The following is a 10,409-nucleotide window of genomic DNA, read 5'->3' as shown; positions in this document are numbered from 1 at the left end:
TTAGGTAATATATCTCCTAAAGAATACATGCCCAGATTTGATGAAGAATTTAAATTCTTCATCAAATCTGACCTAAATAATAATTATTTGTCGAATTTTAAGGTGTCCTAATTAGGGGAAGCCTACACCGTAAAGATAAAATTTAAAACAACGACACTAAGGAGAACCTTTTAGTTTCTTCTCTTTATTGTAAAGCGGCACAAAAAAAGAGACTGTCCCAAAGAACAGCCTCTCAATAATTACTGAGCCCCAGAAAAGAAGCTCAAAAAATGCCTGTCGCGCTGCGACCGACCTACATCATTCCGGGCATTCCGCCTCCGCCCATTGGGGGCATTGCCGGAGCGTCTTCTTTAATATCTGTAAGGGCACACTCTGTAGTAAGGATCATTCCAGATACAGAGGCTGCGTTTTCCAGCGCTACACGAGTTACTTTTTTAGGATCGATAATACCTGCTTTGAGCATATCTGTGTATTCTCCGTTCTTAGCATTGTAACCAAAGTCTTTTTTACCCTCCATTACCTTAGCAATCACTACAGATCCTTCTCCGCCAGCGTTAGACACAATGGTACGTAATGGAGCTTCTATAGCACGGTTTACAATTTGTATTCCCGTTGCCTCGTCTGCATTTTCGGTTTTGATTTTGTCCAATACTTTCTTTGCACGTACAAGAGCAACACCTCCACCGGCTACGATACCTTCTTCTACTGCGGCACGTGTTGCGTGTAGTGCATCGTCAACTCGGTCTTTCTTTTCTTTCATCTCTACTTCAGAGGCAGCACCTACGTAAAGTACGGCAACCCCACCTGCAAGCTTCGCAAGACGTTCTTGTAATTTCTCGCGGTCATAGTCTGACGTCGTAGTCTCTATTTGAGATTTAATCTGTCCCACACGCGCCTTAATAGCAGTTTTATCTCCCGCTCCGTTTACAACTGTTGTATTGTCTTTATCTATCGTTACGGTCTCTGCAGTACCTAACATATCGATAGTAGCGTTTTCAAGTGTAAAGCCACGTTCTTCAGAAATTACTGTTCCTCCTGTTAAGATGGCAATGTCCTCGAGCATTGCTTTACGACGATCTCCAAAACCTGGAGCTTTTACCGCTGCAATTTTAAGAGCACCACGTAGTTTATTTACCACAAGTGTTGCGAGCGCTTCTCCATCTACATCTTCGGCGATGATAAGGAGTGGTTTTCCAGTTTGAGCAACAGGCTCAAGTACTGGCAACAAATCTTTCATATTAGACACCTTCTTATCAAAAAGGAGTATATATGGGTTCTCTAACTCAGCATTCATCTTCTCGCTGTTTGTAACAAAGTAAGGTGAAAGGTAACCACGGTCAAACTGCATTCCTTCTACAACATCTACATACGTTTCTGTTCCTTTTGCCTCTTCTACAGTAATCACTCCCTCTTTTCCTACCTTGCCAAAAGCCTTAGCGATAAGATCACCTATCACATCGTCATTATTTGCAGAGATAGAAGCCACCTGCTTTATCTTATCTGACGAGTTTCCTACTTTAGAAGTCTGCTTCTCAAGATCAGCCACGATAGCCTCTACGGCCTTATCGATACCTCTTTTAAGGTCCATTGGATTTGCGCCTGCAGCTACGTTTTTAAGTCCTTCGGCAACGATGGCTTGTGCCAGTACAGTTGCTGTAGTCGTTCCATCTCCTGCAAGGTCATTAGTCTTAGAAGCAACTTCTTTTACCATCTGAGCGCCCATATTCTCTAGAGCGTCTTCAAGTTCAATTTCTTTTGCTACTGTTACACCGTCTTTTGTTACTTGTGGTGCACCAAATGATTTTGAAATAATCACATTACGCCCTTTAGGCCCTAATGTTACTTTTACCGCGTTTGCGAGTGCATCTACTCCTCTTTTAATACCGTCGCGTGCTGCGATGTCAAATTTTATATCTTTTGCCATTTTTATATTTTTTTGTCATTTCCGCTAAGGCGGAAATCTCGTAATTAATAATTCAATCCATTCCAGTCAAAGTAGGAACATCATACTATTTTATATGTATACGCTTTCGCGAAAGCGTAAACTCAAAATTCCAATTCCTTAAAGTATTGAGATTTGGAATTTGAGATTTGATGGTTATTGCGATTGTCTAAAGTCTCGCTTTATACGATTGCAAGAATATCATCCTCGCGCATAATCATATAATCTGCACCGTCTAGTTTTAATTCTGTACCTCCGTACTTTCCGTAAATTACGATGTCACCTACTTTTACGGTCATTTTGTGGTCTTTTTTACCTGCGCCTACAGCGACAACTTTCCCTTTTTGTTGTTTTTCCTGAGCGCTGTCTGGGATATAGAGTCCAGAAGCCGTTTGAGTTTCCGCCGGAAGTGGTTCGATTACGACGCGGTCTGCAAGTGGTTTAATGTTTAAAGCCATTTTTTGATTCGTATTTATAGTTATTAGAATAATTGTTGATATAAATCGTAAAGATTTACGCGAGCGTAAAAGACAGAAATTGTGCCACGACGTGCAGTCTGCCAAAATAGCATAAACACAAAAAAGCCGATTCTTACGAATCGGCTCTTTAACTTTTATCTTGCAAAGTTCTTAGTAAAAAGTAGCTCTTTTATCTTCTACATCTGCACCTTTTTTAAGCGCAGCAACGACTTTATTGTTTACTGCCGTCCTTGCCTTTGCAGCTTGCTGTGCCGCATAAGATGCGTAATTACCTAGATCTGCAGCCTCTGTCATTTTGGTCACTTTTACAAGGTAGACACCACGATCTCCTTCTATGAGTTTAGAAGTCTGCCCCTCTTTTAGTCCAAAAGCCGCTCCAACTACTTTAGCCTCCTTACCTGCTCCAGCAATTGTTGGATTTGCCATATTTAAGGCTGTAGCTGTTTTTATGGCCTGACCCTGACTACTCGCAACCTCATTTAAGTCAGTGCTGTCTATACGCGACTTGATTAATGCTGCTTTCTTTTTATTACGGATGATAGGAGTCACCTGTGCCGAAGCATCTTCAGGACTCATTAGTCCTTCTTTAGTGCGCTTTGTCACCTGAACTACAATATATCCATCATTTATTTGAAAACGTTTTACATCTCCAACTTTAGTATCTTCTTCAAAAGCCCATTGCACAACATCTCTTTGTGCTCCGATACCAGGAAGAAGTTCATTTAATGGCTTGATGCTGTTTACAGGAAGTGCAGTATATCCTTTTTCTTTTGCAACTTCAGCAAAGTCTCCTTCGCGTGCAGCAATTTCAAAAGTTTGTGTGGTACTGTACACTTCTCCTATTGTTTTTTCTGATGGCACAAGTTCCTTTGCGATAGTAGCAACCTTAATTGCCTTCTTTTTTTCTGTTTGTTCCAGTACTTCGATCACGTGGTATCCGTAATTGGTCTCGACAGTTCCTACAGCTCCTACCTCTTTCTCAAAAGAAAAATCATTAAAAGGTGCTACCATCCTACCTTGAGGAAACATCTCGTATACCCCTCCTTTATCCTTACTTCCAGGATCTGTAGAAAATTGTGCGGCAAGGTCTGAGAATTTACTCGGTGTTCTTCGTACTACCTGCTCTAGACTATCTGCAAGTTTCTTTGCTTCAGCTTTAGGTAATGCATCTGGACCTTGTGTAGATATAAGAATGTGTCTTACACTCGAAGAGTCAGGAATCATTGTAGCGGCAACAACCTTATCTAAATACATAAAGTTATTTAATTTATAAGGCCCATAAACAGCTCCTACCTCCATTGAAAGTAACGTATCACGTTCTACCTGCTTGAGAATTGCAGCAGACATCCAACGACCTGAGTACTGGGTCTCAGAATTCTCGTTTACAAAATCTGCAATTTTGTCTTCTGAAATTTCTGCAAGACCCTGATCTCCATAAACTTTACCTGTATCAAGGTTTACGTCCTCTGTAATAAGACGCGTAAGTCCAGCCTTTACAGCGTTTTCATCTTCTAAAGTTGCCTTTTCTTCAAACTTTACATAACGAATACTACGCGTAGCTTCTGTATCAAATTCATCTTTGTGCTCTTTTATATAAGCAGCAATATCTTCTTTTGAAACATTTACTTCATCATCTGGTATAGTAGAGTAAGGCACCTGGACATACTGAATGTCTACGGTGTTTCCGTCTAGTTTGTATGCAACCTCTCCGTCTTTAAGAGTAGCTCCAACGCCAGCCTTAACTAGGTTAGTATAGATATTTTTCTTCTCATCCTCAATTGCCTGTTGCTCAAAAGCAACCCAAGCAGCATATGCCTCAGTATTTTTTACACTTGCAATGTACTCTTGCATTTTTCCTGGACTAAAGAAACCTTCTTCATCTTGGAACTGAGGATTGTTTTCTAAACGCTGCTTTAAAAGTTCTTGAAGACGCTCATCGCTCACTTCAATTCCTAATTTTTCATACTGTTCTTGAAGAACTGCAGCCTCTACCTCGCGATCCCAAACCGTATTAACAGCTCTCAAAGTAGACCCGTTAGGCCCAAGTGCTCTAGATTGCTGCTCAACCTTTCTTCCAAAATCTTCTCTGGTAATTTCAGTACCATTTACTGAACCTACAGTATTTTGCTTTCCGTTAAGACTATCACTATTTGTCAACACACCTGAAAAGATGAATGCAAAAAGTGCTAATGCGATGATAACGATTAGGAAAATTCCCTTGCTACGTATTTTACTTAATATTGCCATTGTATTTATATTGTTCTAGAATAGTGGGCGAAAATACCATTTTCTCGCATAATAAAAAATAGAAAAAAGATAAAAAGAAGGGAGTGGGTTAATCCTCAATAAGGCGCACTTCTACTAGCTCTGGCTTTGTACTTGAAGTTTCTAAAATTCGAAATCTGAGTGTCTCGATTTCTATCTCGTCTCCTACCTTAGGGATGTCTTCTGTGTGACTCACAATAAGCCCTCCTAATGTCTCGTAGTTTTCACTTTCGGGAAAGTTTATTTTATAGTTCTCATTGAGGTAATCTACCTCTAGTCGCGCAGAAAAAACATACGTTCCATCTCCTTGTACAATTTCTGTAAGTGCCACACTATCGTGTTCATCTTCAATTTCTCCAAAAAGCTCTTCTACAATATCTTCTACGGTCATCATACCGCTCGTACCACCGTATTCATCTATTACTACGGCAATACTTTTACGCTTCTTAGTGAGCACATTAAGCACATCTTTTATTAACATTGTTTCTGGCACATAAACTACGGGCATCAAAACGCTGCTTATTGTTTTTGGTTTTTTAAAAAGCGCAAAAGAGTGTACATACCCTACAATATCATCTATGGTATCTTTATATACTAGGATTTTAGAAAGTCCAGTATCTACAAATTTTTCATTCAGAGCGCTGGGTAGGGTTCGCTCTTCTACCGCAATGATTTCTGTCCTAGGGATCATTACTTCACGCGATTTTACTTCAGAAAATTCTAGGGCGTTCTGAAAAATTTGAATTTCTGTATCTACCTCTTCGTGTTCGGACACAGACTCCATTTGTTCTGAAATGTAGTTTCCGAGTTCTACTTTTGTAAAAGCTAACTGAACCTCATCTCCGTCTGTCTTAAAAAGATATTTTAAGATAAAATCCGAAATCCAAATGATAAATGAGCTTATGACACCAAAAACTAGATAAAAGAAATAAGCAGGCACCGCAAAAATCTTAAGTAACTTGTTTGCGTAGATTTGGAAGAAAACCTTAGGCAAAAATTCTGCTGTAAGTAAAATGACTATTGTTGAAATTATTGTTTGAGAAAGCAATGCAAATTTTGTGACAATGGTGTTGAGCCACATCATATTTTCGCCGAAAGGCATACCCTCCAACCACCCTTGCAGGAGCGCTCCCATAAAATACCCGTAAACAACTAGAGCAATATTGTTACCTAAAAGCATTGTGGCGATAAAACGTGACGGTTTTGCCGTGAGTCGCGTTAGAACTTGAGCTAGTAAGTTGTTTTGCTTCTTTTCTAACTCAATATGAATTTTATTAGAAGAAATATAGGCTATCTCCATCCCCGAAAAGAAAGCAGATAGAATTAGTGTAGTTATAATTACAATAATCTGGACGTTCGTATTGTCCATTATTCGTTTTTCTTATATTTTTCAAATTTCTTGCGATAGTGCCTTCTAAAGAAAAACATCCCTGTGGCAAACACACAAAAAAAAGCAAATAAATAGGCTCGCTCCCTATTAACACCCCATTCTGAGTAAGCCTCAATTCCAGCTAGAATGGCTATAATAGGATACATATATTCAAATATCTTACTGAATCGTGTCATTTGTAGTTTCTTCTTTTAGGTATTGCTTCCCAATATTATTTAAAGATACAAAATTTGTAAAGTCTTCGTTAGAATCAAAGAGGTCTCCTTTGTTTCTAGATCCGTCTTTTGTAATTAAAGTATATGGTTTATCTGTAAATACCCAATTACCCGTTTGATCCCAATATAATTGCTCTGCCATTAATGTAGCTGAGTCACTTGTAACCAACTTGACATTTTTACGTAAGTCTACAAGCCCCGTACTAGTAAAACGTTTTGCATAGTCAGAGGTGATGTGACTTTCTTTACCATCCTGCTCGTAAAATATTAAATCAATGCCTTCTGGAAACTCCTCATAAGGAAAATCCTCGTTTGAGAAATCTATACGTAGCGGTGTTTTAAAATGAGCTGCGACTTTACCAGAATCAATATATTTTCCATTGATTCCTGTTCCTACAGATGCAGGACCTTCCATTTTAATACTGAGACGTTTTACATCGTCACCTTTACCAGCACAACCTATAAAGAACAAAGTCACAGCAATTGCTGTGACTAAGTTTTGAATTATATTTTTGTTTTTATTAACCATTAAAGGTTTGGCACTTGAATCGTACGTCCTATCCAGCAGCTCAACTTAACAGATTTTCCGCCCATTCCAGCGCTAAATATATCTGACTTTGATGGTGCTTTACCTCTATAGTTTGCTGCTGTAGCATTAGCATTTCCAGCAAGTCTTGGGTCTACACGTCCTGCACGCTCTGCAGTATCTGCAGCTAGCCAGTAGGTTGCTCTTTTTTCAAAAGTTGTTGTACCACAGTTATTTGCACTTTGCGCATACATTGCTGCAATTCTCAAATAACAGATACCTTTTCCTGGGTTAAGCTCAAGTACTTGCGTGTACAATGTTCTTGCTTGACCATAACTTCCTGCTCTTCTCGTACTTTCTGCTTTCTGGTATAACAGATCTGCTTTTTGTTTTCCAGTACTTAAAGATAATGCCTCCTCGAAATACTTGTTCTCACAAGACTTGTCTCCCGACTTAGCACAAAGGATCATTAAATATTTTGCAGAGTCTGCAGAAGGATTAAGAGCGTGTAATTGCTCAACCAATTTCTTGAATAATGGATCATCAGTACACTCTTTACTTAACATACGGCTAGCCGCTTTGTTAATCCATTCCTTATCATTTTTATTTTCTTCAAAACCTTTGTTATATAAAGGGATTAAGTTTTCACAATCTGCAAGTGAACCTAATGTACCATCTACACTACCTGCAAAGATTCCAAAGGCCTTCAGGTTAGTCTCATAAGCTTTTTTAAGTCTACCTTCTTTTGCTGTAAGTTTTGTACCTGCTTCTTCTTTTTCAATAAGCTTTTGAAGCTTAGCATCAAGCTGAGTTCCTTCTTCACTCAATTTATCTTGTACGTCATCGTACAGATCAAAAATATCTTGTAGCTCGTACTGCCCCTCTTTGTAAAGGTCTACTGCTAGTTTGAAATAAGTGTAAATACTTTTAGAACTTTTAATAGACTCTCTGTCTTCTTTCCAAGCTTTTTCAAATTGCTTGAATTCGTCCATAGTACTACCAATCTTATAGTCATACATTGTCTGAGCGATATCTGCTATGTTTTCTCCGTGCGGTGTCTTAGCAGGAAAATATTGCTCTCTTAATTCATAGTTATGTATTAGGTCTTTTGCAAAAGCAACACTCTCTGCACCACTAGCATCACTTGCCTGCTGCTTAAACATCTTTTCTCCATACTGATAAATAGCAAGGGAAGCATTAGGGCAATCTTTTACTAATTTGTCGTAATGAGGCTTTGCTGCCGTCCAATTTTTCACTTTAGCTGCTTCAGAGAAAAGCGAAAGCGTTGTTCTACATTCTTCACTTACTTGTGCTTGCGTAGTCTGCGTAAACATCCCAGCAACCAGAACAAATAATAAAGTGGTTAATTTAGTTTTCATCGTCTTTAGGTTTTATGCTGTTAATTAAATTTTGTTTTCTGAAACCAAATATCGTTGAGAGAAAAACTCAAAAAGAAATTAAAAAAGGTTTCTTCTACTAGTCCGGCATTTGTTGTGCCGCGCTGTCCATATTCTATTCCTAGGTTAGCATTACTAAAAAGTCGTCCAGCTGGTAACCCTAATCCAAAAGATATGCCAAACTCGTTTATATCCTCATTATCTATGATAGTACCGCTCTCCTCATAACGCAATCCAGCCCTATATGTGATACGCTGAAGGTAACTCGTAACACTATTATATTTAGGAACATAAAATCCTCCTAAGCGGAACTGAGATGCATCTTCAAAGGTTACATTATCTATCTCAAAACTTCTGTTTGTAAAGTCGCTAGAACTTTTTCTAGTGTATTCCCCGCCTAAAAACCATTTATTTTTCTGCCCAACTCCCAATCCTAAAGTTACTGAGGATGGAAAATTAAAATCTGTATCTGCTACATCAATTTCTCTTTCATCTACAGGATTTGTTTGACCTTCATCATTAAAGTTAACTGACGCAATACTTCTCGTATTATCAGAAGAGATCGTTGTTCCCGGCGTATATCCGACGGAGGCTGAAAGTGTTAAATCATTAGAAATAAGCCGCTCATACTGAGCACCAAAGTCTAGCGTCAAACCACTTAGGTCTGATCTATTGCGCTCTAACGTACCGAGCTCAACATTCTCTTGAGTTCGCAAAGATTCATTCTGGATGTTTCCAAAATTATAATTTGCAGAGCCTCCAACTGTTAATCCTTTAAACACTTCATAACCCGCACTCAAATAAACTCTGTTAAGTCCTCCTCTACCAGAAAAACGATTTACAGTCTCATCTACATCACCATTTATCCTGTAGCCCACAGAAGTAAATGGCATAAGTCCAAAACCAACACCCAACTTTTTAGTGAGTGGAAACCCAAAGGCAAAATAATCTATACTTGTTGCAGATGCATTATCCTCTAAAGTATTATCCTTAGAAGTAAGTTCGGTATGTGAAGCGCCAAAAGTAAAGGTCACAAAACGCAATCTTCCTAATGCCGCTGGATTTACAACATTTAGGTGCAAACTATCACTAAACGTACTGAGACCTCCCATAGATCTATTCTCAGATGTCCCTCTAAATTGCTGGTTCCCTATCCCGTAAAAGGAGTATGGCGAAGCAGTTCCCCCATCTTGACTAAATCCTGAGACCGTCACAAGCAACACTACTGCTATCAAAAATTGTTTAATCATTCGAAATATTTAAAATATAATTAAGCCCTTCCAGCAAAAAATTTGAGTGCGCAAAGATGCTATTTTTTAATCGTTCTGACAAAATTTGGGCGTCCCCACCCGTTAAAATAACGTGAACATGTCCATATTCTTCTTTATATTGAGCAATTACCCCGTTTATTTCCTGCACTACACCGTTTACAACTCCTGAGTGCATGGAGCTTTCGGTAGATGTACCGATAAAACTCTTAGGCACCCTAGTCTCTAGCAATGGTAAGTTTGCCGTAAGCGAGTGCAAAGATGTGTATCGCAATCTTATCCCAGGAGAAATGGCCCCTCCTTTATATACGCCCCTAGATGTTATAAAATCATAAGTGATACAGGTCCCAGCGTCTATAATTAATCCATTTTTGCCTGGGTACGCTTTCGCGAAAGCGGAAATCAAACCAATCCTGTCTACCCCAAGAGTTTCTGGAGTATCATATTCATTTATAAAGGGAACAGAAGTTTTATGATTAAGTATAATAGTAGGAAATCTATTTTGAACTGACCGGCATTGCAACTCCGTAAGACGTCCAACGGAAGAAATAATTGCCTTTGTTACAGGATAGCTCTTAACGAGATCTATCACACCTTGTGTAAAATGCTCAAGTACAACTTCACGTTTCTCTTTGAGAGTAGCTTCTTTAAAAATAGCAAGTTTGACTTTGGTATTACCTACGTCTATGATAAGTTGCATAATAAACCGATTGCGGTCAAAAATACAAATTGCACCACACCACGATGTTAACGGAATGGTAAAAGACTTTAAAGTGAAGAAATTATTATGATATCAACATAATTTTTGGGTTGTGCACATAATAATGATGGAACAGGATATATGATTACTTTTTTTGCTAGCTTTGTTAACAATAGTTGGCAAGTCCCTGATAACCTAACCAGTTATCTTACTCATACTTACAATTT

At 38.7% G+C, this 10,409-nt stretch carries 9 protein-coding genes; all 9 read right to left on the bottom strand.

Annotation, left to right across the window (positions count from 1 at the left end; all coding sequences use genetic code 11):
* Nucleotides 1-292: 292 nt before the first annotated feature.
* The 9 genes from groL to EAX61_RS09175 all read right to left on the bottom strand — a co-directional run bounded on the left by groL (nucleotide 293) and on the right by EAX61_RS09175 (nucleotide 10,182).
* Nucleotides 293-1,924, bottom strand: a complete 1,632-nt coding sequence (groL, locus tag EAX61_RS09215; RefSeq protein ID WP_121917393.1) for a chaperonin GroEL — start codon at nucleotides 1,922-1,924, stop codon at nucleotides 293-295.
* Between the two features lie 200 nt (nucleotides 1,925-2,124).
* Entirely contained in the window at nucleotides 2,125-2,400 is a 276-nt protein-coding gene (locus EAX61_RS09210) for a co-chaperone GroES (protein WP_121917392.1), read from the bottom strand.
* Between the two features lie 171 nt (nucleotides 2,401-2,571).
* Nucleotides 2,572-4,668 (bottom strand): peptidylprolyl isomerase, encoded by a 2,097-nt coding sequence (locus EAX61_RS09205; protein WP_121917391.1) that lies wholly within the window; start codon nucleotides 4,666-4,668, stop codon nucleotides 2,572-2,574.
* Between the two features lie 88 nt (nucleotides 4,669-4,756).
* Entirely contained in the window at nucleotides 4,757-6,055 is a 1,299-nt protein-coding gene (locus EAX61_RS09200; RefSeq protein WP_121917390.1) for a hemolysin family protein, read from the bottom strand.
* Nucleotides 6,055-6,222: a hypothetical protein gene (locus EAX61_RS09195; RefSeq protein WP_236642017.1), complete on the bottom strand. Its 168-nt coding sequence runs from the start codon at nucleotides 6,220-6,222 to the stop codon at nucleotides 6,055-6,057. The genes EAX61_RS09200 and EAX61_RS09195 overlap by 1 nt, the downstream gene beginning before the upstream one ends.
* Nucleotides 6,223-6,235: 13 nt before the next feature.
* Nucleotides 6,236-6,820 (bottom strand): LPS export ABC transporter periplasmic protein LptC, encoded by a 585-nt coding sequence (gene lptC, locus EAX61_RS09190; protein ID WP_121917388.1) that lies wholly within the window; start codon nucleotides 6,818-6,820, stop codon nucleotides 6,236-6,238.
* Entirely contained in the window at nucleotides 6,820-8,196 is a 1,377-nt protein-coding gene (locus EAX61_RS09185; protein ID WP_121917387.1) for a tetratricopeptide repeat protein, read from the bottom strand. The genes lptC and EAX61_RS09185 overlap by 1 nt, the downstream gene beginning before the upstream one ends.
* Before the next feature lie 20 nt (nucleotides 8,197-8,216).
* The gene (gene bamG / locus EAX61_RS09180) at nucleotides 8,217-9,464 is read right to left on the bottom strand and encodes a BamG family beta-barrel-assembly machinery protein (protein WP_121917386.1); all 1,248 of its coding nucleotides are present in this window, start codon (nucleotides 9,462-9,464) and stop codon (nucleotides 8,217-8,219) included.
* Nucleotides 9,457-10,182 (bottom strand): type III pantothenate kinase, encoded by a 726-nt coding sequence (locus tag EAX61_RS09175; RefSeq protein ID WP_121917385.1) that lies wholly within the window; start codon nucleotides 10,180-10,182, stop codon nucleotides 9,457-9,459. The genes bamG and EAX61_RS09175 overlap by 8 nt, the downstream gene beginning before the upstream one ends.
* Nucleotides 10,183-10,409 lie beyond the last annotated feature (227 nt).

This window comes from Dokdonia sinensis (assembly GCF_003688895.1).
Taxonomy (GTDB): domain Bacteria; phylum Bacteroidota; class Bacteroidia; order Flavobacteriales; family Flavobacteriaceae; genus Dokdonia; species Dokdonia sinensis.
This window is presented reverse-complemented; position numbering and strand designations above follow the sequence as displayed.

Coding starts and splice junctions, on each gene's coding strand:
- groL (WP_121917393.1), bottom strand. CDS start 1,924: ATGGCAAAAGATATAAAATTTGACATCGCAGCACGCGACGGTATTAAA.
- EAX61_RS09210 (WP_121917392.1), bottom strand. CDS start 2,400: ATGGCTTTAAACATTAAACCACTTGCAGACCGCGTCGTAATCGAACCA.
- EAX61_RS09205 (WP_121917391.1), bottom strand. CDS start 4,668: ATGGCAATATTAAGTAAAATACGTAGCAAGGGAATTTTCCTAATCGTT.
- EAX61_RS09200 (WP_121917390.1), bottom strand. CDS start 6,055: ATGGACAATACGAACGTCCAGATTATTGTAATTATAACTACACTAATT.
- EAX61_RS09195 (WP_236642017.1), bottom strand. CDS start 6,222: ATGTATCCTATTATAGCCATTCTAGCTGGAATTGAGGCTTACTCAGAA.
- lptC (WP_121917388.1), bottom strand. CDS start 6,820: ATGGTTAATAAAAACAAAAATATAATTCAAAACTTAGTCACAGCAATT.
- EAX61_RS09185 (WP_121917387.1), bottom strand. CDS start 8,196: ATGAAAACTAAATTAACCACTTTATTATTTGTTCTGGTTGCTGGGATG.
- bamG (WP_121917386.1), bottom strand. CDS start 9,464: ATGATTAAACAATTTTTGATAGCAGTAGTGTTGCTTGTGACGGTCTCA.
- EAX61_RS09175 (WP_121917385.1), bottom strand. CDS start 10,182: ATGCAACTTATCATAGACGTAGGTAATACCAAAGTCAAACTTGCTATT.